The sequence below is a fragment of the Lysobacter sp. cf310 genome, from assembly GCF_900114355.1.
GTDB lineage: Bacteria > Pseudomonadota > Gammaproteobacteria > Xanthomonadales > Xanthomonadaceae > Lysobacter.
The window spans coordinates 108,750-129,314 of record NZ_FOSS01000004.1 but is presented as its reverse complement, the minus strand read 5'-3'; the positions used below and the strand labels follow the sequence as shown (position 1 = coordinate 129,314).

Annotated in this window: 21 protein-coding genes; 10 read left to right on the top strand and 11 right to left on the bottom strand. The window is 69.2% G+C overall.

The features are described 5' to 3' along the window. Together BMZ45_RS15105 and mutM are read right to left on the bottom strand one after the other, a co-directional pair. Complete coding sequence (locus tag BMZ45_RS15105) at nt 1-564, bottom strand: ECF-type sigma factor (protein WP_091637373.1); 564 nt, start codon at nt 562-564, stop codon at nt 1-3. Nucleotides 565-659: 95 nt separating this feature from the next. After that, the gene (gene mutM / locus BMZ45_RS15100; protein ID WP_091637372.1) at nt 660-1,472 is read right to left on the bottom strand and encodes a bifunctional DNA-formamidopyrimidine glycosylase/DNA-(apurinic or apyrimidinic site) lyase; all 813 of its coding nucleotides are present in this window, start codon (nt 1,470-1,472) and stop codon (nt 660-662) included. Between the two features lie 60 nt (nt 1,473-1,532). Here mutM and BMZ45_RS15095 point away from each other — a divergent pair, with 60 nt between their 5' ends. The 5 genes from BMZ45_RS15095 (at nt 1,533) to BMZ45_RS15080 (ending at nt 5,461) form a co-directional block, all read left to right on the top strand. Beyond that, nucleotides 1,533-2,444: a CHAD domain-containing protein gene (locus BMZ45_RS15095; protein WP_175489092.1), complete on the top strand. Its 912-nt coding sequence runs from the start codon at nt 1,533-1,535 to the stop codon at nt 2,442-2,444. 300 nt (nt 2,445-2,744) lie between these two features. Continuing rightward, nucleotides 2,745-3,950 carry a DesA family fatty acid desaturase gene (locus tag BMZ45_RS15090; protein ID WP_091637371.1) on the top strand — a complete coding sequence of 402 codons (1,206 nt, stop codon included), beginning with the start codon at nt 2,745-2,747 and terminating at the stop codon, nt 3,948-3,950. Nucleotides 3,951-4,159: 209 nt separating this feature from the next. Then, on the top strand, nt 4,160-4,753 hold the full coding sequence (locus BMZ45_RS15085; protein ID WP_175489091.1) for a redoxin family protein: 594 nt from the start codon (nt 4,160-4,162) through the stop codon (nt 4,751-4,753). Continuing rightward, a complete protein-coding gene (locus tag BMZ45_RS21715) occupies nt 4,750-4,923 on the top strand; it encodes a hypothetical protein (RefSeq protein WP_175489090.1) in 174 nt (57 codons plus the stop codon). Before BMZ45_RS15085 ends, BMZ45_RS21715 begins: the two co-directional genes overlap by 4 nt. A gap of 190 nt (nt 4,924-5,113) precedes the next feature. Continuing rightward, entirely contained in the window at nt 5,114-5,461 is a 348-nt protein-coding gene (locus BMZ45_RS15080; RefSeq protein ID WP_091637369.1) for an EF-hand domain-containing protein, read from the top strand. 18 nt (nt 5,462-5,479) lie between these two features. Here BMZ45_RS15080 and BMZ45_RS15075 read toward each other — a convergent pair whose 3' ends face one another. Then, a complete protein-coding gene (locus tag BMZ45_RS15075; protein ID WP_091637368.1) occupies nt 5,480-5,995 on the bottom strand; it encodes a hypothetical protein in 516 nt (171 codons plus the stop codon). Between the two features lie 79 nt (nt 5,996-6,074). Continuing rightward, nucleotides 6,075-6,698 carry a CGNR zinc finger domain-containing protein gene (locus BMZ45_RS15070; RefSeq protein ID WP_091637367.1) on the bottom strand — a complete coding sequence of 208 codons (624 nt, stop codon included), beginning with the start codon at nt 6,696-6,698 and terminating at the stop codon, nt 6,075-6,077. A 79-nt stretch (nt 6,699-6,777) separates the two neighbouring features. Between BMZ45_RS15070 and BMZ45_RS15065 the strand changes: the two genes are divergently transcribed. Beyond that, nucleotides 6,778-7,878, top strand: a complete 1,101-nt coding sequence (locus BMZ45_RS15065; RefSeq protein ID WP_217643213.1) for an arginase family protein — start codon at nt 6,778-6,780, stop codon at nt 7,876-7,878. Here the strand turns inward: BMZ45_RS15065 and BMZ45_RS15060 are convergent. The 4 genes from BMZ45_RS15060 to BMZ45_RS15045 form a co-directional block, all read right to left on the bottom strand. Further along, entirely contained in the window at nt 7,875-8,273 is a 399-nt protein-coding gene (locus tag BMZ45_RS15060) for a cupin domain-containing protein (RefSeq protein WP_057160082.1), read from the bottom strand. The genes BMZ45_RS15065 and BMZ45_RS15060 overlap by 4 nt on opposite strands. A gap of 1 nt (nt 8,274) precedes the next feature. Next, nucleotides 8,275-8,613, bottom strand: coding sequence for a DUF2695 domain-containing protein (locus BMZ45_RS15055; RefSeq protein WP_091637366.1), 339 nt, complete (start codon nt 8,611-8,613; stop codon nt 8,275-8,277). A gap of 198 nt (nt 8,614-8,811) precedes the next feature. Continuing rightward, nucleotides 8,812-10,476, bottom strand: a complete 1,665-nt coding sequence (locus tag BMZ45_RS15050; protein WP_091637365.1) for an MFS transporter — start codon at nt 10,474-10,476, stop codon at nt 8,812-8,814. An 18-nt stretch (nt 10,477-10,494) separates the two neighbouring features. Then, a complete protein-coding gene (locus BMZ45_RS15045; RefSeq protein ID WP_091637364.1) occupies nt 10,495-11,895 on the bottom strand; it encodes a DcaP family trimeric outer membrane transporter in 1,401 nt (466 codons plus the stop codon). A gap of 257 nt (nt 11,896-12,152) precedes the next feature. Between BMZ45_RS15045 and acs the strand changes: the two genes are divergently transcribed. After that, complete coding sequence (gene acs / locus BMZ45_RS15040; RefSeq protein WP_091637363.1) at nt 12,153-14,105, top strand: acetate--CoA ligase; 1,953 nt, start codon at nt 12,153-12,155, stop codon at nt 14,103-14,105. A gap of 164 nt (nt 14,106-14,269) precedes the next feature. Here acs and BMZ45_RS15035 read toward each other — a convergent pair whose 3' ends face one another. Further along, nucleotides 14,270-14,632 (bottom strand): endonuclease domain-containing protein, encoded by a 363-nt coding sequence (locus BMZ45_RS15035; RefSeq protein WP_091637362.1) that lies wholly within the window; start codon nt 14,630-14,632, stop codon nt 14,270-14,272. Nucleotides 14,633-14,721: 89 nt separating this feature from the next. On the opposite strand from BMZ45_RS15035, the gene BMZ45_RS15030 reads away from it, so the two are divergent. From BMZ45_RS15030 to BMZ45_RS15025, 3 genes are read left to right on the top strand one after another with little or no spacing between them, the layout of a single operon-like run. Further along, nucleotides 14,722-15,390 carry a response regulator transcription factor gene (locus BMZ45_RS15030; RefSeq protein WP_091637361.1) on the top strand — a complete coding sequence of 223 codons (669 nt, stop codon included), beginning with the start codon at nt 14,722-14,724 and terminating at the stop codon, nt 15,388-15,390. A 23-nt stretch (nt 15,391-15,413) separates the two neighbouring features. Further along, a complete protein-coding gene (locus BMZ45_RS21710) occupies nt 15,414-15,920 on the top strand; it encodes a hypothetical protein (RefSeq protein WP_175489089.1) in 507 nt (168 codons plus the stop codon). A gap of 28 nt (nt 15,921-15,948) precedes the next feature. Continuing rightward, nucleotides 15,949-16,422, top strand: coding sequence for an SRPBCC family protein (locus BMZ45_RS15025; RefSeq protein ID WP_175489088.1), 474 nt, complete (start codon nt 15,949-15,951; stop codon nt 16,420-16,422). Between the two features lie 31 nt (nt 16,423-16,453). On the opposite strand, the gene BMZ45_RS15020 is transcribed toward BMZ45_RS15025, so the two are convergent. Together BMZ45_RS15020 and BMZ45_RS15015 are read right to left on the bottom strand one after the other, a co-directional pair. Beyond that, nucleotides 16,454-16,933 (bottom strand): hypothetical protein, encoded by a 480-nt coding sequence (locus tag BMZ45_RS15020; RefSeq protein ID WP_091637359.1) that lies wholly within the window; start codon nt 16,931-16,933, stop codon nt 16,454-16,456. Between the two features lie 26 nt (nt 16,934-16,959). Beyond that, nucleotides 16,960-20,403, bottom strand: coding sequence for a hybrid sensor histidine kinase/response regulator (locus BMZ45_RS15015; protein ID WP_091637358.1), 3,444 nt, complete (start codon nt 20,401-20,403; stop codon nt 16,960-16,962). Nucleotides 20,404-20,565 lie beyond the last annotated feature (162 nt).

Sequence of the window (20,565 nt, the reverse complement as noted above, 5' to 3'; positions counted from 1 at the left end):
TCAGCTGTCTTTGAGCGACGCCAGCAGGAACAGGCGGGCTTTCTGCCAGTCGCGGCGGATGCTGCGTTCGGAACGCTGCAGCAACGCGGCGATCTCCAGTTCCGACAGCCCGGCGAAGTAGCGCAGCTCCACCACCTGGGCCAGGCGTTGATCGACCGCGGCCAGCTTGGTCAGCGCGGTGTCCAGGCCCAGGGTTTCCTCGTCCAGGCGCAGCCCGCCTTCGACGTCGTCGGGCAGTTCGGTGACCCGGTGCAGGTCGCCGCCGCGCTTTTGCGCCAGGCGCTGGCGGGCGTAGTCCACGACCACGCTGCGCATGGCCGAGGCGGCGTAGGCGAAGAAGTGGGCGCGGTCGTCGAACTGGGCCTCGCGGCGTCCGACCAGCTTGAGGTAGGCCTCGTGCACCAGCGCGGTCGCGTCCAGGGTCTGCCCGTGCTGGCCGGCGAGTTGGCGCCGCGCCATGGTGTGCAGTTCCTGGTACAGGGTCGCCAGGACGCGGTCCAGCGCCCCGCGATCGCCTTCGCGCGCGGCGTCCAGCAGTAGGGTGATGTCAGCGCTTTCGGCCATCGTGTTCCCCGGGGCAAGGCGCGACTATAACGTGTTCATCTTAGGCCGGCGCATTCGCCGGTTGGCATCAAAATTGCCTAGAAGGCTGTGCCAGGTCAACGCTGGCAGTGCCCGCACCAGACCGTCGTGCGCTGGCCGACCGAGGCCTGTTTCAGGGGCCGGCCGCAGCGCGGGCAGGGCTCGCCGCCGCGGCCGTAGGCGGCCAGTTCCTGTTCGAAGTAGCCCGGCGCGCCGTCGGGGCTGATGAAATCGCGCAGGGTGGTGCCGCCGCGCTGGATCGCGTAGCCCAGGATGGTCTTGATGGCGCCGGCCAGCTCGCCGTAGCGCTCGCGCGAGACCTTGCCGGCCGCGCGCAGCGGCGACACCCCGGCCGCGAACAGGGCTTCGGCGACGTAGATGTTGCCGACCCCGACCACCACGCTCTGGTCCATCAGGAAGGTCTTCACCGGCGCCTTGCGGCCGCGGCTGAGCTCGAACAGGTAGTCGCCGTGGAAGTCGTCCGACAAGGGCTCCGGGCCGAGCGCGCGCAGCAGTTCATGGGTCTCGCCCGGGCGCTGCCAGAGCAGGCAGCCGAAGCGGCGCGGGTCGTTGAAGCGCAGCACGCGGTCGGAATCCAGCAGCAGATCGACGTGGTCGTGCGCGCGCACCGGCGTGTCCGACGGCAGCACGCGCAGGCTGCCGGACATGCCCAGGTGCAGCAGCGCGCTGCCGATCGCGGTGTCCAGCAGCAGGTACTTGGCGCGCCGGCGCACCGCGGCGATGCGCTGGCCGGGCAGGTCGGTTTCGATCTCGTGCGGGATCGGCCAACGCAGGTCGGGCCGGCGCAGGATCGCGGCGACCACTTCGCGGCCTTCCAGATGCGGCGCCAGGCCGCGGCGGGTGGTTTCGACTTCGGGCAGTTCGGGCATGGCGCAAGCGTACTATCGTCGCGCCGGACCGCCAGCGTCGCGGTCGTCATCGGAGGTCGCGTGCCCGATCCCGCCGCAGACAGCGCCGCCGTCGCGAACCTGCCGCTCGCGGTGCGCGATTACGCGCTGGGCGAGCTCGACGCCGCCGCGGTCCAGCTCGCGCGGCGCGGCGGTCGGTTGCACGAAGGCGTGCATCAGGCGCGCAAGAGCCTGCGCCGAGCGCGCGCGGTCCTGGCCCTGGGCGATCGCGCCTTGGGGCCGGGCATGGGTCTGGTCGACCGCGAATTGCGCCGTCTCAACCGCGGCCTGTCGACGCTGCGCGACGCCCATGCGCTGGTCGAGACCCTGGACCGGCTGGCCGCGCGCAGCCCCGACCCCGAGGCCCTGCGCCTGCTGCGCCGCGCACGCCGGGTGGCCGCGAGCGCGCGCGCCGAACACGCGCGTCGGGTCCTGGTCGCGGACCCCGGCCTGGCCGGTCGCCGCGCTCTGCTGGCGGTGCTGCGCGCCGGCGCCGCCGCCCTGGATTGGCCGCGATTGCAGGCCGAGGACCTGCAGCGGGCGGTCGCCGCCAGCCGCGCGCGCATGGAGCGCGCCGGCGCGCGCGCCCGCGCCGAGGGCGACGACGAGGCCTGGCACCGCTGGCGCCGTCGCGCGCGCCGGCTGTCGCAGCAGCGGCGGGCCTTGAAAACCGCCGGGCTCAAGGTGCGCGCGCCCGATCTGGACCGGCGCATCGCCGAGCGCCTCGGCGTGGCCCAGGACCTGGCCCTGCTGCTGGACCATTGCGGCCGCGATTCGCCGTTCGCGCCGGACGACCGCAAGGCGCTGCGGCGCTACGGCCGCGACCAGCAGGCGCGTGCGCGGCGGCGGATCGAGGCGGCGCTGATGGAGTCGGGCGGCCGCGGGAGCGCGGCCAGCGCGCCGTCGCAGCCCATGGCCCCGAAATCGGCAAGCACGGACGCTGATCGAACATGACGACGGTTTCGCAATCGAATCGCCGAAAATGACCGATGTTCTGTATGAGGAGGGCGCGGCGCCCAGCCGCCCGTGCACCGCCGCGATCCCCTACGCCGGCTGAAACCAGCGCCTGCTGCCGTCCGGTCCCGTCTTGCCCCCAGACCCGGCGACCCCCATCACAGAACCAGCCCGTACCGGCGCGAACGGTATGGCCGGGGTGGCATCATCCCGCGCGGGAGCGTGCCTTTCGGCTGCCTCCCCTCCGGCCCGCATGCGGGCCGGTCGTCGGTTTTTCAGATACGCCCCGGAGTTCCATCCATGCTCTCTTCCCTGCTCGATTTCCTTGCCGGCGGCCTGATCCAGGCCAGCTTCTGGGAACTCGCCGTCTATTTCCTGGTGGTCACCCAGCTCACCATCATGTCGGTGACGCTGTACCTGCACCGCTCGATGGCGCATCGCTCGGTCGACTTCCATCCGGCGTTGGCCCACCTGTTCCGCTTCTGGACCTGGCTGACCACCTCGATGATCACCAAGGAGTGGGCCGCGATCCATCGCAAGCACCACGCCAAGTGCGAGACCGAGGAAGACCCGCATAGCCCGCAATTCAAGGGCATCGACACGGTGATGTGGCGCGGCGTCGAGCTCTATCGCGCGGCGCGCGGCGAGCGCGAGGACATCGAGAAGTACGGCAAGGGCTGCCCGGACGACTGGATCGAACGCAAGCTCTACACCCCGCACGCGACCAAGGGCCCGACCCTGTTGTTGCTGATCAGCTTCGCCCTGTTCGGCTTCGCCGGCGTGGCGATCTGGGCGCTGCAGATGCTGTGGATTCCGTTCTGGGCCGCCGGCGTGGTCAACGGCCTCGGCCACTGGTGGGGCTACCGCAACTTCGAGACCACCGACACCGCGACCAACCTGACCCCCTGGGGTTTCTGGATCGGCGGTGAAGAACTGCACAACAACCATCACGCCTTCCCGAGCTCGGCCAAGTTCGCCCTGCGCAAGTGGGAGTTCGACATCGGCTGGTTCGCGATCCGCGGTTTGGAAAAGCTGCGCCTGGCCAAGGTGCTGCGAGTGGCGCCGTCGCTGGATGTGCGCCCGAACATCGCCATGCCGGACGCCGAAACCCTCAAGGCTCTGCTCGCGATCCGCTTCCAGGCCATGACCGACTACTACCGCAGCGTCACCCTGCCGGCGCTGCGCGAGGAAGCCGGCAACGCCGGCGACCGCATGCGCGCGCTGCCGCGCAAGCTGCGCAAGGGCCTGGCCGACGGCGGCCGCTGGCTCGACGGCGATGCGCGCGAGCGTCTGCAGAACTGGGTCGCCGAGCGTCCGCGCATGGCCACCCTGGCCGATTTCCGCCAGCGCTTGGCGCAGGTGCTCGACGATCGCTCGCACGACGCTCAGGCGACGCTGCAGAAGCTGCACGCCTGGTGCGCCGAGGCCGAGGCCAGCGGCATCCAGGCCCTGCAGGCGTTCTCCGCACGCCTCAAGGGTTACGCGCTGGCGCCCGCGCGCGCCTGATCCTGCCGCGCCGCAGCACGCCCTGAAGCCCGCGCAGCGATGCGCGGGCTTTTGTTTGCGCGCCGCGCGCCGTCGCGTCTTCACACCGAAGTCTCACTGTTGCGCATTCGGTTGCGGCGTTCGCGCGGGCGGTGTTAGCTTCGATGCAAGGACGCGATCGGCGCGGCATGCGCGCGATACGCAGGCGACAGCCACAGGGAGGTGCGTGTATGCGCAGGGAGAGCTATGCCTATGTCGCCTTGGCGCTGGCCTGCGCCCTGGTCGTGGTGCTGGGCGTGCAGAACCGCCAGCTGCGCCGCGACTACGCCGCACTGATCGACGAAGGCGTCCGGCCGCAGGTCGGCACCTGGCTGCCCAGCGCCGAGGCCGCCACGCTTTCCGGTGCTTCCGTCGTGCTCGGCCGCGCCGCGGGCGAGCGCCAGGTGCTGTATTTCTTCGATCCCAGCTGCCCGGTCTGCGAGGCCTCGGTGCCGGCGATCCTCGACATCGCGCGCGACCTGCAGCGACACGATCCCGCCCAGGTGCAGATGCTGGGCGTCGCGCGCCCGGATGCGCCGGGCCTGAACGCTTATCTGCGCGCACGCGGCTTCGGCTTTCCGGTCGCCCTGTCGACGCCGAAGATCCGCGCGCTGTTCAAAGTGAATCTGGTGCCGCTGCTGGTCGTGGTCGACCGCGACGGCCGCGTCGTCTATTCGCACGTCGGAAAACTAGATACCAAGGAGCAGGTGCCCACCATCCTGACCGCGTTGCGCGCCACGGAACGGCATGTAGCGGTTGGATCATCGCAATGGAGAGAACGATGAAGAACTTGAACAAGCGTCTGCAGGCGGTCGTGTTCGCGATCGCGATCGTCGGCACGCTGGGCTTCGGTGCCGCGCAGGCGTTCGGTACCGATCCCAACACCGGCTGCCCGACCAAGCCCGGCTGCAAGTACGGCGGCTACCGTACCGGCGGCTGCTGCGTGCTGCCGTAAGCGATTCGATCCAGCTCCCCCCGGGCGATTCCCTGTTGTCGCCCACGTACGGCCGGCCCTCGTGGCCGGCCGTACGTCCTTAGGGGCGCATGCCGCTGGCTGAATCGCGTCCCATGCCGCGCGCGTTTGGACTTGTCTGCGTCGCGCGCGCAGGTCAGGCTGCGCAACAGTCTCGCTCCGGTTTCCGCGCATGCGTCGTCCGCTCATCGCCCTCGCGCCCTGTCTGTTCGTGTTGCTGCCGGCCCTGGCCGCGGCCCAGGTGCGTTCCACCAGCGATTACCTGTCGCGCATGGACAGCGACGGCGACGGCAAGATCGCGCTGGTCGAGTACCAGGACTGGCTGAGCTACGGCTTCGACGCGATGGACAAGAACCGCAACGGCGTGCTCGATCCCGACGAGTTCCCGCCCGGGCGTCGCGGCGGTAGCGCGCTCACCCGTGAACAGCACCGCGCCCAGCTCGCCGAGACCTTCCGCAAGCAGGACCGCAACCGCGACGGCTCGTTGGACGCGCGCGAGCTGGCGTCGCCGCCGCAATAGCTCCGCCGCCCGCGCGGCTCAATCGCAGCCGTCGCGTTCGCCGTCGAAGTAGGTCTCGACCACGCGCCCATCGCCGCCGACGCGTTGGATCGACAGGCGCTCGTCGCGGGCTTTGACCACGATCCATTCCTTGGCGCCGTCCTGCGCGTATGCGGCGAGCTGGCCCGGGCCGGTTAGCAGCGCGGCGCCGACCTGCGGCACGCGTGCGTAGTGATCGAGCGGGCGCGCGTCCAGGGCCTGATAGCCCGGAATCGGCCGGCGCAGGCCCAGCGTGCTGCCGTCGCGCGCGAACATCAGGTCCAGGCGCGACACCGGAGGGTCGCCGTAAGCGCTCATCGCATGGCCGCTGAGCACGCCTTCGGTCTCGCGATCGGGCAGCAGGCGCAGGAAGCCGTCGATCGGACCGCCTGGGCTCGCGCGCGTGGCCCAGCAGCCGCGTACGAAGTCGATGTCGTCGGCGGCGACGGCCGCCGCGGTCGGGCACAGGCTCAGCAGGATCGCGATGGACAGCGGGGCGGTGCGGATCGGGGCCATGGCGTACTCCGGAATCCGAGCACCCTAGCACCGGCATCGACGCGCGGCGTCGACGCGCATGCGCCTCGCGTTGCGCCGTTCAGCGCGCGGTCGCGCCGCGTTGTTGATGCCGGCGCGCCTTGGCCACGTTGCCGCAGGTGGCCATATCGCACCAGCGCCGGCGCCCGTTCTTGGACGTGTCGATGAAGACCCAGCCGCAGTCGTGGCCGTCGCAGATGCGCAGGCGGTCGAGCTGGGCGTCCTTGAGCAGATCGATCGCGTGCGCGACCACCGTGTGCGCGATCAGGTCCGGACCCGAGCGCTCGACCGACCACTCCGCCTGCAGGCGGCCCTGGCGCGCGACCAGGCGGGCCGCCGCCGACGCGGCCAGGCGCGCCTTGTCCAGCACCGCCAAATCCTCGGCGGGAGGCGCGGCATCTTGCGAAAGCGCGTACAGGATCGCGCACAGGGCCTCGCGCAGGGTCTTGCAGCGACCTAGCGCGGCCGCCGCCTTGGCCGGTTCGGCCTGGCTCAGGTCTTCCAGTTGCGCCAGGTCGGTGCGCGCGTAGCGACCGGATTGACGCGCCCAGCGCAGCAGCGCGTCGTAGTCGTCCAGCCAGTCGCGCGGCTGCGTGTCGCGCGCGGTGACGGTATTGACCAGGTCGAGCGCGAGGTGGCCGGCGACCAGGTCGGCGGGCTTGAACGCGTGGTGTTCGATGCGCATGCGTAACCTGCTAAGCGATATTGACAGGTTATGCTTGCGCGCATATAACCGTCAAAACATATTTTAAAGGTTATGCGTCATGGGCCGGACTCTGCGCCTCGCGCGCCGCTGCCTCGACACCGCTCTGCTTGCCGTCAGCATGGGCGTGGCCGCCGGCGCCTGCGCGCCCACCGCCTCCGCCGACGCTGCCTCGAACCCCAGCGCCAAGGCCGCACCCATGACCCGCATCGTCGTCATCGACGCGCCCAGCAATCTCGGCCTGCGTCCACCCGCGCCGGGCGTCGAACCCGGCGCGCGCAAACTCGCCGCGGCCCTGCGCGACACCGGCCTGGTCGCGCGCCTGGGCGCGCGCGAGGGCGGCCGCGTCGACGCGCCCGCGTACTCGCCCGATCCCGACCACGCGGTCGGCTTCCGCAACGGCACCGCGCTGGGCGCGTACTCGCGCACGCTGGCCGATCGCCTGCAACCCTTGCTGGGCCGCGACGAGTTCGTGCTGGTGCTGGGCGGCGACTGCAGCGTGCTGCTGGGCTCCAGCCTGGCGCTCAAGCGCCTCGGCCGTTACGGCCTGGCCTTCGTCGATGCGCACGACGACTATTCCTACGCGCGCGACCGCAGTCGCTACCGGGGCATCTACACCGCCGCCGGCCTGGACCTGGGCCTGGCGACCGGGCACGGGCCGGCGGCGCTGACCGATATCGACGGTCGCTCGCCCTATCTGCGCGAGTCCGACGTGGTCCAGCTGGGCCTATCGCGCACGTCGGCGGACAGCGAGTTCGCGGCGACCGAGTCCTACGACGCGTCCGGCATCCACACCCTCGGCGTCGACACCATCCGCCGCGACGCGCACGCGGCCGGCGCCGAGGCGCGCGCCCGCCTGGAGGCGGCCGACACCCAGGGCTACTGGATCCACGTCGACGCCGACGTGCTGGATGCGCGGGTGATGCCGGCGGTGGATTCGCCCAACGAGCGCGGCCTGAGTTTCGAGCAATTGCGCGCCTTGCTGGCGCCGTTGCTGGCCAGCCCGAAAGCGGTGGGACTGGAGCTGACCATCTACGACCCCGACCTCGATCCCGACGGCCGCTACGGCGCGCGCCTGGCGCGCACCATCGAGGCCGCGTTCGCGGACAGCGGGCGTTTCACGATCAAGGCCGACCGCGCGCCGCGCGGCAAGCGACGCTAGGCGTCGTCGAAGCTGCAGGGCAGCGGCGCTTCGTCGATGTCCTCGTAGGCCTCGGGCCGGAAGCGCGGCGAACAGACCGCCAGGAACACCAGATCGCCGTGGCCCAGGTTGGCGATGCGTTGGCGGCAGTCGGGTGGAATCAGCACCACGTCGCCCGGTCCGACCTCCTGCGGCGGCAGGTCGCCGATCTCGGCGCGCCCGTGGCCCTCGGCGATCACATAGCGCTCGGTGGTGCCGCGCAGGCGATGCCAGCGCGTGGTCACGCCTGGCGCGACCCGCGCGCGCGCGATCGACACCTCGGCGTCGTCGGCGCTGTTGGACAACTCGACGATGTGGCACTGCTCGGAGATGTAGAACTCGGTGGACGGGTCGTAAGGGCGGATCGCCGGTTTCATGTCAGGCTCCGGTATCGGCCGCGGCCGCGCGGTCGCGCGACGCCAGCCAGTGTGAGTGGGTATTGGCCGCGATCTCGCAATCGCAGTGGCCGCCGTAAGCCTGGCACCAATCGAGCAGGGCATTCGCCTCCTCGTCGCTCAGCGCCATCGCATCGATGCATTGCATCGCATGCCGCGTGTCGTGGAAACAACCGTGTCGCGCGCGCAGGCGTTCGACCCCGTCGAAGAACAGACGCAGGCGCGCGTCCGGCAACGGGAACTCGGCTTGGGCGCGCTGACGCTGCGCCTGTTTCCAGGCCTTGAGCTGGGCCTTGCGTGCGGATTTGTCACGGTCGCTCATGCGTCAAGGGCCGCCGATCACCGTAAGCATCGATGGACCAGGAGCATAAGCGCGCGGCGCATATGCGCCAAGCCGCGACGCGGCGGAACGGTGCGGCGCGAACGGACGGACCGTCGATGGCGGCGCCGCAAAGGACAACGCCGGCTTGCGCCGGCGTTGTCCTTACCGCATACGACGTGGGGTCGTTCGGGGGCGACCTCAGTCGCGGATATCGACGTTCTTGGTTTCGGGCAGGAACAGCGCGCCGATCACCACCGTCATCGAGGCGACGATGATCGGATACCACAGGCCGCTGTAGATGTTGCCGGTGGCCGCCACGATGGCGAAGGCGGTGAACGGCAGGAAGCCGCCGAACCAGCCGTTGCCGATGTGGTAGGGCAGCGACATCGAGGTGTAGCGGATGCGGGTCGGGAACAGCTCGACCAGCCAGGCGGCGATCGGTCCGTAGACCATGGTCACCAGCAGCACCAGGAAGGTCAGCAGGGCGACTACGACCGGGGTGTTGACCTGGGCCGGATCGGCCTTCTCCGGATAGCCGGCGGTCTTGAGCGCTTCGGCCAACTGCTTGCCGAACGCTTCGGACTGGGCCTTGAACTCGTCCTTGCCCAGCGCCTCGCCTTCGAAGCTGCTCAGGTTGGCGCCGCCGATCGACACAGTGGCCACGCTGCCGGCCGCGGCCGGGGCATTGATGTAGGGGATGCCCTTCTTGGCCAGCGCCGCCTTGATGATGTCGCAGGACTGCTTGAAGGTCGCCTTGCCGACCGGGTCGAACTGGAACGCGCAGCGGTCCGGATCCGCGGTCACCGTGACCGGCGACTTCGCCACCGCCGACTCCAACGCCGGATTGACGTTGTGGGTCAGGGCTTTGAACACCGGGAAGTAGGTGACGGCGGCGATCAAACAACCCGCGAGCACGATCTTCTTGCGTCCGATCTTGTCCGACAGCCAGCCGAAGAAGATGAAGCCGCCGGTGGCCAGCGCCAACGCGATCGCGATCAGGATGTCGGCGCGGTTCGGATCCAGGCCCAGGGTCTTGGTCAGGAAGAACAGCGAGTAGAACTGGCCGCCGTACCAGACCACGGCCTGGCCGGCGGTGGCGCCGAGCAGGGCGAGCAGGGCGATCTTGCCGTTCTTGGAGAAGAAGCTCTCGGTGATCGGCGCCTTGGAGGTCTTGCCCTCGGCTTTCATCTGCTGGAAAAGCGGCGATTCGGCCAGTTGCATGCGGATCCACACCGACACGCCCAGCAGCACCACCGAGACCAGGAACGGAATGCGCCAGCCCCATTCTTCGAACGCTTCCTTGCCCAGGTAGTTGCGGCAGCTCCAGATCACCAGCAGCGACAGGAACAAGCCCAGGGTCGCGGTGGTCTGGATGAAGCTGGTGTACAGGCCGCGCTTGCCGTTGGGCGCATGCTCGGCCACGTAGGTCGCCGCGCCGCCGTACTCGCCGCCCAGCGCCAGGCCTTGGGCCAGGCGCAGCGTGATCAGGATGATAGGCGCGGCGATGCCCATGGTCGCGTAGCTGGGCAGGATGCCGACCAGGAAGGTCGCCAGGCCCATGATCACGATGGTGACCAGGAAGGTGTACTTGCGCCCGATCATGTCGCCGAGGCGGCCGAACACCAGCGCGCCGAACGGACGCACCGCGAAGCCGGCGGCGAAGGCCAGCAAGGCGAAGATGAACTGGCTGGTGTCGTTGAGACCGCCGAAGAACTGCTTGCCGATGATGACGGCGAGCGAACCGTACAGATAGAAGTCGTACCACTCGAATACGGTGCCCAGGCTGGACGCGAAAATTACTTTTCGGTGGCCCTTGGTGAGTTCGCCGGAGCCGGGCGATGCGGTAGCGGTGACGCTGGACATGATGCGTTCCCCTAGAGGTTAGAAGCTGTACTTGACGTGCGTCTGCAGGCGGTTGAGTTCGCCGGAGTCGCCGTTCTCGAGTTCGCGCTTGCCCCAGATCAGCTCCGCGCCGACGTCGAGCTTGGGCAAGGGAGAATAGATCAGGTTGATATGCGCCGACTGCGCCGACTTGGTGATGCCCAGGCCGGTCAGCGCGGTCTCGTTGTCATACTCGGCGCGCGAATAGAACACGTTGCTGCGCAGTTTCGGGCTGAACACGTGGCGCCAGCCGACGAAGCCGCTGATCAGGTCGATGTTCTCCAGATCGCCGTTGGCGTCGAGCACCGCGTCGTTGTTGAGCGCCAGACCGACGTAGCGGCCGATGCCGCTGCCGGCGGTGACCATGTAGCGCAGGTCGTCGCCCTTGCCGAGGTTGAACTTGCCCGAGACGCTGGCGCCGTAGCCGGTGCTGCTGTCGTTGGCCGGGCCATTCTGGTACTTGAGCTGGCGCGCGAGCAGGCCGATGCCGAAGTGGCCCCAGTCGCCCTTGGCGGTGTAGCGCGCGGTGACATCCGGCATGGTGCCGTCGTCGCCGGCGACCTGGGCCATGTTGCCGCGGAACGGCGTGTACACGGTTTCCGGGTTTTCGATCGAGAACGACCACGGGCCCTTGGTGTAGCGCAGCTGGGCCTGGCGCACGAACACCGTGCCCTCGGTGGGGCCGAGGAAGTCGACCGTGTCCGGCAGCGCCGCGGTGTCCTGGAAGTTGGACCAGGCCTGGCCGGCCATCCAGTTGTTCCAGGTCACATAGGCCTGGCGCAGGGTGAGCGCGTAGGTGTTGGTGGCGATCTCGTTGCCGGTGAAGGCGGTGGTGCCGCCGCCGAACAGATCGAATTCCAGATACGCCTTGAGCTTGTCGCCGCTGTCCAGGTCGGTGTCGGCCGCGAACCAGAAGCGCGAGAAGTTCGCGCCCATGTCGGTGTCGCTGCCGCCCTCGCGGGTGCGGCCGCCGCCGACCGGAATCGCCTTGGGCACGTAGAACAGGCGTCCGACCGAGCCGTCGGCGATGTCGCCGTCGTTGGTCTGGGTGACCGATGCGTCGAGCTTGATGAAGCCGCCGTAGCTGAAACGCGTGCCCGGATTGGCGCCGGGCGTGATCGCCGCGGTCTGCAGCGCGGGCTTGCCGGGCGCCGCGGCCGGCGCCGTCGGCGCGGTGGCCTGGGCGGTCTTGACCTCGGCGATCTGGCTTTGTTGCTGTTGCTGTTGCGAGACCAACTGCTGGACCATGGCTTCGAGCTGGGCGACGCGCGCCTCCAGCTCCTTTTCCTTCGCCGTCTGGGCGTAGGCCATACCGGGCAATGTCAGTGCGACCAGCAATGCCGCGGCCAGCGGGCGCCGCCGGATCGCGCTCCCCGCCGGCGATGCGATGCGAATGGACATGATTCCCTCCCGAGGAATGTCGCGCAGGACGCGCGACTGCGGCCAGCCTGCGCGCCGGGCCGGGGAGGGGCCATTCGCCATTGGTCGTAAAAAGCCGTGTTCAGATGGCACATACGACCATGGTCTAAACCACGGTCACGGCGGCTATCGTGGTGGATGCGGCACACTGGAGGTTCGCCCGCGCCTGCGCGCGAACCTTAGTCGGCCCACACCCCGTCCACACTGACCCGTCCCACGTCCAACCGCCGGAGCGCCCCATGAACCAACCCGCCACCGTCTATCCCGTTGTCGCGGACTTCGCCGCCCAGGCGCGGATCACGCGGGAAGACTACGAGCGCCTGTACGCCGAATCGGTGCAGCAGCCCGAGGCGTTCTGGGCCCGGGTCGCGCAGCGTCTGGACTGGTACACGCCGCCGACCAAGATCAAGGACGTCAACTACGCGCTCGACGATTTCCGCATCCGCTGGTACGAGGACGGCGAGCTCAACGCCAGCGTCAATTGCCTGGACCGCCATCTGGCCACGCGCGGCGACAAGACCGCGCTGCTGTTCGAGCACGACGATCCGAACCTGCCGGCCGAACACGTGACCTACCGCGAGCTGCACGCGCGGGTCTGCCGCCTCGCCAACGCCTTGCGCGCGCTGGGCGTGCGCAAGGGCGATCGCATCACCATCTACCTGCCGATGATCCCGGAGGCCGTGGTCGCGATGCTGGCCTGCGCGCGCGTCGGCGCGATCCACTCGGTGGTGTTCGGCGGCTTCGCGCCCAACTCGATCGCCGACCGCGTCGCCGACTGCAGCAGCAAGCTCATCATCACCGCCGACGAGGGCCTGCGCGGCGGCAAGAAGATCCCGCTCAAGGCCAACGTCGACGCCGCCTTGAAACTGCCTGGCACCAACACGGTCGAAACCGTGCTGGTGGTGCGCCACACCGGCGCCGCGGTCGACATGCAGATGCCGCGTGACCGGTGGTACGACGCGGTGGTGCACGGCCAGCCCGAGACCTGCGAGCCCGAGCGCATGAACGCGGAAGATCCGCTGTTCATCCTCTACACCTCCGGCAGCACCGGCAAGCCCAAGGGCGTGCTGCACACCACCGGCGGTTATTTGGTCTACGCCAGCTACACCCACGAAGCGGTGTTCGACCTGCGCGAGGACGACATCTACTGGTGCACCGCCGACGTCGGCTGGGTCACCGGCCACAGCTACATCGTCTACGGCCCGCTCGCCAACGGCGCGACCGCGCTGGTGTTCGAGGGCGTGCCGAACTATCCGAACGTGTCGCGCTTCTGGGAAGTGATCGACAAGCATCAGGTCACGATCTTCTACACCGCGCCGACCGCGATCCGTGCCCTGATGCGCGACGGCGACGAGCCGGTCGCGCGCACCTCGCGCAAGTCGCTGCGCCTGCTGGGTTCGGTGGGCGAGCCGATCAATCCCGAGGCCTGGCGCTGGTACCACGAGGTGGTCGGGGATTCGCGCTGCCCCATCGTCGATACCTGGTGGCAGACCGAAACCGGCGGCATCCTGATCACGCCCCTGGCCGGCGCGATCGATCTCAAGCCCGGCTCGGCGACCAAGCCCTTCTTCGGCGTGCAGCCGGCGCTGGTCGACGCCAACGGCGCCGCGCTCGAAGGCGCGGCCGAGGGCAACCTGGTCCTGCTGGATTCCTGGCCCGGCCAGATGCGCACCGTCTACGGCGACCACGCGCGCTTCATCGAGACCTACTTCAAGACCTATCCCGGCAGCTATTTCACCGGCGACGGCTGCCGCCGCGACGCCGATGGCTACTACTGGATCACCGGACGCGTCGACGACGTGATCAATGTCAGCGGCCACCGCATCGGCACCGCCGAGGTCGAGAGCGCGCTGGTGCTGCATCCCAAGGTCGCCGAGGCGGCGGTGGTCGGTTTCCCGCACGACCTCAAGGGCCAGGGCATCTACGCCTACGTGACCCTGATCGCGGGCGAGGCGCCCAGCGAGGAGCTGCGCAAGGAACTGGTCGCTTGGGTACGCAAGGAAATCGGGCCGATCGCCACCCCCGATCATCTGCAATGGGCGCCGGGTCTCCCCAAGACCCGTTCGGGCAAGATCATGCGCCGCATCCTGCGCAAGATCGCCGAGAACGCGCCGGACCAGCTCGGCGACACCAGCACCTTGGCCGACCCGTCGGTGGTGGAGAGCCTGGTCAACGACAGGTTGGGGAAGTGAGGGGGAGGGGCCACAGCAAATCCCCCCTAACCCCCCTTTTTCAAAGGGGGGGATCTGGTGCGTCGTCATGTGCAGCGGCACCCGCTCCCATACCTTCGCCACGCTTGCTGTTCCCCCCTTTGAAAAAGGGGGGCAGGGGGGATTTGCTTCGGCGTCAGCTGCGATCATCGAATCCGCTCAGCGACCGCTTCCCAGATTGTCGCCATGACCGCCTCGGTCTCCAGCAGCACCTGGCGATTGTCGAAACGGAGCACCCGCAGTCCCATTGTCCGCAAAACGGCCTCGCGCCTGCGGTCGGCAGCCCATGCTTCACGCTCGAAGTGCTGCCCACCATCAACCTCAACAACCAGCCTTACCGCGGCAGCATAGAAATCCACCACGTAAGAGGCCAAAGGTTTCTGTCTGTAGAACCGCACGCCTTGGATCTGCCGGCGCCGCAAACGCAGCCAAAGCCGCTGTTCGGCTTCCGTCATGTCACCGCGCAAGCGGCGAGCGCAGGGCTTCAATTGGTATCGATACGGCAGCATGCGGGCATTGAACCGTCTTCGACGGTTACTACGGCAGCCGGCGTATGCCGCGTCGCAATGCAGGAAAAACCCTACCCAGGAGCGCAGCCATGGCTACCCTGCTGATCGCCGACGACCACCCGCTGTTCCGCGAAGCCCTGCGTGGCGCGGTGGCGCGGGTGCTGCCCGATGCGTCGCTGCGCGAGGCCGACAGCGTGGATGCGCTGTATGCGCTGGTCGAAGCGGAGTCCGACGCCGACCTGCTGCTGCTGGATCTCAACATGCCCGGTGCGCAGGGATTCAGCGCCCTCGTGCATCTGCGCGCATTGCATCCGCAGTTGCCGATCGTGGTGGTGTCGGCGCGCGAGGAGCCGGCGGTGATGCGGCGCGCGCTGGATCACGGCGCGGTCGGTTTCATTCCCAAGTCGGCCGACGCGGCGACCCTGGGCGAGGCGATCGCCAGCGTACTCGCCGGCGATCGCTGGGCGCCGGCCGCGGCCTTGTCGGCGCCGGCCGCCGCCGAGGACGAACACGACGCCGCGCAGCGCCTGCGCGATCTGACGCCGCAACAATTCCGGGTGCTGCAGATGCTGGGCGCGGGCCTGCTCAACAAGCAGATCGGCTACGAGCTGGGCGTGTCCGAAGCCACCGTGAAGGCGCACGTGACCGCGATCCTGCGCAAGCTCGGCGCCAACAACCGTACTCAGGCGGTGCTGATCGCCGGACGTCTGGCCTTGGACCCGGGCGCGATCGTGCTGCCGGCCGAAGAGGGCGAGTAGTCGCCATGCGTAACGGAGCCTGTGTGAGATCCCGCAAGCTATCGATGCTGTGTGCGCTGCTCGCGCTCAGCGCGAGCCCGTTGCTGCATGCGGGCGACGACGATTGCGGTTTCGACCGGGACTATCAGGTCAAGCGGTTGGCCGAGAGGGCGGCGCGCCATCCCGGTGGTCGCATGAGCGCGGACGGACACATGGTGTCCTGGCGCAGTGCCGATGGCAGCGTGCTGAGCGTGGAATACGCGGGTTGCGTCGATCTGGCGGCGAACGTCACGGTCCGCTATCCCTCCGATCGACGTCCCGACAACCGGATCGCCTTGCGCCGATTGTTCGCGGCGGTATCGACGTATTGGTCGCCTGCCGACGCCGAGCGCATGGTGACCGCGTTCGCGAGCCATGCGTTCAGCGTCCGAGCCGAGAGCCGCGACCTGGTCGAGTTGGACCTCACGCGCGATGAGGGGTCGCAGTTCCCGCTGGGCCGGACCTTATCGATCACGCCTACAGAGCTTGCGGTCACTTGGAATGATGGTTGATGCACTCGTTCGCGATCCAGGCACGCACATGAGCGTCGCAGCGGAACGCGACTACCCCCAGCTTGTCGAGAAATCCATCCTGATCCAGGCGCCGCAGGCCGCGGTCTGGGCTGCCCTGACCGAAGCGCATGCGCTCGAAGCCTGGATGTCGGACGAGGCGTTCGCGGTGCAGACCGACTGGACGCCAGGCGGTCCGGTGATCTTCCGCGGCCTGCTACACGGCCGCCTGCGTTTCGAAAATCGAGGGGTGGTCCAGGCCTTCGAGCCGCCGCGCCTGCTGCAATACACCCACTGGAGCTCACTGTCGCGACGCGTATTTCCCGATCGGCTTGAGCACCATGTCGTGCTGCGCTTCGAGCTGACCGCCTCGGACGGCGCCACGCGCGTGGACCTGGCCTTGAGCAACCTGGGCAACTACGCCGTGTATGGGCACATCAACTACTACTGGGAAATCGCACTGCCTGCCTTGCGGCGCTACTGCGAAGACGCCGTGCGGACGTAGACGACAGGCCTTGGCGGACGACCGAAGCGCCTCAGGGCTGCTCCGGCATCGCCACGAAACGCAGCGTATGGGTGTTGTCGCGGCCGTTGATGTGCGAGTGCGAATTCAACTGCAGGGTGTCGGCGTCGATGCGGCCGTCGTAGTCGACGCTGCCGGCGCCGGAGCGGGTCGAGAAATGCAGACGATCGCCTTCGATCCGATAGCGGCCCTGGGATACGCCGTCGTGGGTGTGGTCGAACCAGCCGGCGATCTGTTCCGGCGTGCCGGTCGAGGACACCGAGATCACCCGGCCGTCGGGGTAGAAGCGCAGGTAGAGGTAGTGGGTCGGCCCGGTCGCCAGGGGTTGGCGGCTGCCGGGCAGCCAGGCGGGCTGCGCCTGCGAGCGGTACATGCCCTGGGTCTGGACCGTCGTCGCGGCGACGGCCGCGGGTTCGGTCGCGGGCGTTTGCGCCACCGCCGTCGGAGCGGCGCACAGCGCGAACAGGAAGGAGGCGAGGAAGGTTGAGCGCATGCCGATAGCCCGATCGTGCATGCGCCTCAAACCGAAACGGTCTGCCGCTGCGCGGCCAGGAACGCGCGCAGCGAGGCCGGTTTGATCGGCTTGGTGAGCACGCGGCAGCCGCGTTCGCGCGCGGCCAGCTTGAGCGCGTCGCTGCCGTCGCCGGTGAGCAGGGCCGCGGGCAGGGCGCGGCCGGCGCGCGCGCGCAGCGCGTCGACCACGCCCAGGCCGTCGAGACGGTCGTGCAGATGGAAGTCGACCAGGGCGACATCCGGTTTCTGATCCATCAGGGCCAAGGCCTCGTCGACCGTAGCCGCGACCAAGGCCGTGGCCTGCCAGCGGCCGAGCAGGGTGCGCATGCCGTCCAGGATCTCCAGGTCGTTGTCGACGCAGAGCACGCGCAGGCCGGACAGCGAATCGGCGATCGCCGGCGCCGCCACGATGCGCGCGCGCGCGGTGCGCCCGCAGGGCACGGCGATCGAAAACACGCTGCCGCGACCCACGCGCGAGCGCACGCGCAGGGGATGGTCCAAGGTGCGTGCGATGCGCTGGCAGATCGACAGGCCCAGGCCGAGGCCGCGCTCGCCGCCGACGCCGGGCTGATCGAAGCGCCGGAACTCGTCGAAGATCTGTTCCAGATGATGTTCCGGTATGCCGGGGCCGGTGTCCCAGACCTGCAGTTCGACCTGGCCGCCCTGGCGCGCGCGCGCGGCCATCAGCACACCGCCCTCGCGGGTGTAGCGGAAGGCGTTGGCGATGAAGTTCTGCAGCGCGCGCCGCAGCAGGCGGCGGTCGCTGCGCACCGGCATTTCCTCCAGCGGTACGCGCACGCGCAGCTGCAGGCCGCGGCCGGCTGCGCTGGGCGCGTATTGCGCGGCCAGTTCGCGCAACAGTTCGCCGGCATCGAAGTCGGTGGGTTCCGGGCGCAAGGCGCCGGCGTCCAGACGCGAGATGTCGAGCAGGCCGTCGAGCAGGTCCTCGGCCGCGCGCAGCGAGGCGTCGACGCGTTCGGCCAGACGGCTCTGCTCGTCGGCGTCGGTGGTTTCGCGCAGCGCGGTGGTGAACAGGCGCGCGGCGTTCAAGGGCTGCAGCACGTCGTGACTGACCGCGGCCAGGAAGCGGGTCTTGGATTGCTGCGCGGCCTCGGCTTCCTGGGTGCGCTGTTCGACGCGCTGCTCCAGGTTCTCGTTGGCTTCGCGCAGGGCCTGCTCGGCGCGCTTGTAGTCGGTGACGTCGCTGTAGCTGGTGACGTAGCCGCCGCCCAGCAGCGGGCGGCCGACCATCTCGATCACCTGGCCGTTGGCGCGCACGCGCTCGAACACGTGCGAGGCGCCCGCGCGCAGGTGGGCGAGGCGGCGCCGCACCTGGGCATCGATGTCGCCCGTGCCCATCTCGCCGCGCTCGGCGTTCCAGCGGATCAGGTCGCTGACCGGTCGGCCGACGTAGAGCATGCCGTCGGGGTAGTCGAACAATTCCTGATAGCGGCCGTTCCAGGCCACCAGGCGCATGTCGCGGTCGACCACGCTCACGCCCTGGCTGATGTTCTCCAGCGTGGTCGAGAGCACCTGGCGGTTGAAGCGCAGTTCCTGATTGGCCTCGTCGAGCAGGGCCACCACCTCGCCCAGCTCCATGCCCGAACCGCGCAAGGCGCTGGTCAGGGTCAGGCGCGCCGAGGCGGCGCCGATCGCCGAGGCCAGCAGGCGTTCGGTGAATTGCGCCAGCGCGCGATCGGCGGGCTGGTCGGGCAGCCAGGTGCGGCCCTGGGCCTGCGCGTATTCCTCGAACGCGCGGCGTGCGTGGCGCTCGCCGACGATGCGTTCGGCCAGGGTCAGCAGTTCGCCGCTGCGCACGCTGCCGGCCCAGCCGCCCGGGCCCAGCGCGGGGCGCTGCACATAAGGATCCAGATAGGTCGCGGCCAGCAGTTGGTCCTGCAGGCGCGGGCGCTGACGCACCGAAACGAACAGGAAGAAGCCGATGTTGAACAGCAGCGACCAGAAGGTGCCGTGGGTGAGCGCGTCCCAGCCGGTGAGCCCGAACAACTGCTCCGGACGTAGCCAGGACACGCCCAGCGGCCCGTGTTCGATCCAGGCGGTGTCGAGCCAGCCCACGCGCGCGAGCGCCGGCAGCAGCAGGGTGTAGAGCCACAGCAACGCGCCCGCGAGCAGGCCCGCGAACGCGCCGGCGCGACTGGCGCCGCGCCAGTACAGGCCGCCGATCAAGGCCGGCGCGAACTGCGCGACCGCCGCGAACGCGAGCAGGCCGTGCTGGGCCAGGCTGTCGGCGCCGATCGAGGCGCGATGGTAGGCGTAGGCCATCATCGCCAGCACCAGGATGGTCGCGCGCCGCACCCACAGCACCTGGCGGTCAATGCCCTGGGTTTCGCGCAAAGCGCCGCTGCGCAGCAGCAGCGGCACGATCAGGTCGTTGCTGACCATGGTGGCCAGGGCGACGCTGGCCACGATCACCATGCCGGTGGCGGCCGAGAAGCCGCCGATGTAGACCATCAGCGCCAGGGTTTCCTGCTTCAGCGCCAGCGGCAGGGCCAGCACATAGGTGTCCGGCGATACCGAGCTGCCCGCCAGCACCGCCTGGCCGGTCAGGGTGATCGGCACCACCAGCAGGCTGATCAGGGCGAGGTAGCCGCCGAACAGCCAGCGCGCGGGACGCAGATCGTTGGGGTCCTGGCACTCGACCACGGCGACGTGGAACTGGCGCGGCAGGCACAGGATCGCGGCGAAGGCCAACAGGGTCTGGGCGACGAAGCCCGGCGGCAGACCGGGCGCGGTGACCACGCGCGCGGCTTGACCCACGCGCGCGGCGAGGTTGCCGTCGCCGGGCAGATGGGCGAGCGCGAACACGCCGATGGCGACGAAGGCGACCAGTTTGACCAGCGACTCCAGCGCCACCGCCAGCACCATGCCGTGATGGTGTTCGGTGGCGTCGATCTGGCGCGTGCCGAACAGGATCGCGAATACCGCCAGCATCAGCGCGACGTAGAAGGCCGGGTCGGCGAGCAGGCTGGCGTCGGCCGGCACGCCGGCCAGCACTTCCACGCTCATCGCCACGGCCTTGAACTGCAGGGCGACGTAGGGCACCGCGGCGGTCAGCGCGACCGCCGCCACCAGCGCGGCCAGGCCGGGCGCGCGGCCGTAGCGTGAGGACAGGAAGTCGGCGATCGAGACGATGCGGTGCTCGCCGGAGATCAGCACCAGGCGTTCGAGGATGCGCCAGCCGAAGGCCAGCATCAGCAGCGGGCCCAGGTAGATCGGCAGGAAGCCCAGGCCGGTGCGCGCGGCGGTGCCGACCGCGCCGTAGAAAGTCCAGGACGAGCAGTAGACCGCCAGTGCCAGCGAGTACACGGCCGGACGCAGCCAGCGCAGCTTCGGGGTGCGCGCGGTGCGCTGGTCGCCGTAGTAGGCGACCGCGAACAGCAGGCCGACGTAGCCGGCCGACACCAGCAGCAATATCCAGCCTGGGATCACCGCAGGGCCCCTCTGCGTTCGGACAGTCGAGTGTACGGCGGTGGGGGCGGGGCAGGCTGGGGGGCTACGAAAGTCGTAGCTGGGCGCGGCCCTCACCCCAACCCCTCTCCCGCGAGCGGGAGAGGGGCTAAAAAGAGGCGGTTCGTCGAAGGCTTGTAGCGG

Excerpts from the sequence above, each read along its gene's own strand:
- BMZ45_RS15045 (WP_091637364.1), bottom strand. The coding sequence starts at position 11,895 with ATGTCCATTCGCATCGCATCGCCGGCGGGGAGCGCGATCCGGCGGCGC.
- BMZ45_RS15030 (WP_091637361.1), top strand. The coding sequence starts at position 14,722 with ATGGCTACCCTGCTGATCGCCGACGACCACCCGCTGTTCCGCGAAGCC.
- mutM (WP_091637372.1), bottom strand. The coding sequence starts at position 1,472 with ATGCCCGAACTGCCCGAAGTCGAAACCACCCGCCGCGGCCTGGCGCCG.
- BMZ45_RS15055 (WP_091637366.1), bottom strand. The coding sequence starts at position 8,613 with ATGAGCGACCGTGACAAATCCGCACGCAAGGCCCAGCTCAAGGCCTGG.
- BMZ45_RS15105 (WP_091637373.1), bottom strand. The coding sequence starts at position 564 with ATGGCCGAAAGCGCTGACATCACCCTACTGCTGGACGCCGCGCGCGAA.
- BMZ45_RS15025 (WP_175489088.1), top strand. The coding sequence starts at position 15,949 with ATGAGCGTCGCAGCGGAACGCGACTACCCCCAGCTTGTCGAGAAATCC.
- BMZ45_RS15020 (WP_091637359.1), bottom strand. The coding sequence starts at position 16,933 with ATGCGCTCAACCTTCCTCGCCTCCTTCCTGTTCGCGCTGTGCGCCGCT.
- BMZ45_RS15050 (WP_091637365.1), bottom strand. The coding sequence starts at position 10,476 with ATGTCCAGCGTCACCGCTACCGCATCGCCCGGCTCCGGCGAACTCACC.
- BMZ45_RS15065 (WP_217643213.1), top strand. The coding sequence starts at position 6,778 with ATGGGCCGGACTCTGCGCCTCGCGCGCCGCTGCCTCGACACCGCTCTG.
- acs (WP_091637363.1), top strand. The coding sequence starts at position 12,153 with ATGAACCAACCCGCCACCGTCTATCCCGTTGTCGCGGACTTCGCCGCC.
- BMZ45_RS15080 (WP_091637369.1), top strand. The coding sequence starts at position 5,114 with ATGCGTCGTCCGCTCATCGCCCTCGCGCCCTGTCTGTTCGTGTTGCTG.
- BMZ45_RS15085 (WP_175489091.1), top strand. The coding sequence starts at position 4,160 with ATGCGCAGGGAGAGCTATGCCTATGTCGCCTTGGCGCTGGCCTGCGCC.
- BMZ45_RS15070 (WP_091637367.1), bottom strand. The coding sequence starts at position 6,698 with ATGCGCATCGAACACCACGCGTTCAAGCCCGCCGACCTGGTCGCCGGC.
- BMZ45_RS15075 (WP_091637368.1), bottom strand. The coding sequence starts at position 5,995 with ATGGCCCCGATCCGCACCGCCCCGCTGTCCATCGCGATCCTGCTGAGC.
- BMZ45_RS15035 (WP_091637362.1), bottom strand. The coding sequence starts at position 14,632 with ATGCTGCCGTATCGATACCAATTGAAGCCCTGCGCTCGCCGCTTGCGC.
- BMZ45_RS21715 (WP_175489090.1), top strand. The coding sequence starts at position 4,750 with ATGAAGAACTTGAACAAGCGTCTGCAGGCGGTCGTGTTCGCGATCGCG.
- BMZ45_RS15090 (WP_091637371.1), top strand. The coding sequence starts at position 2,745 with ATGCTCTCTTCCCTGCTCGATTTCCTTGCCGGCGGCCTGATCCAGGCC.
- BMZ45_RS15060 (WP_057160082.1), bottom strand. The coding sequence starts at position 8,273 with ATGAAACCGGCGATCCGCCCTTACGACCCGTCCACCGAGTTCTACATC.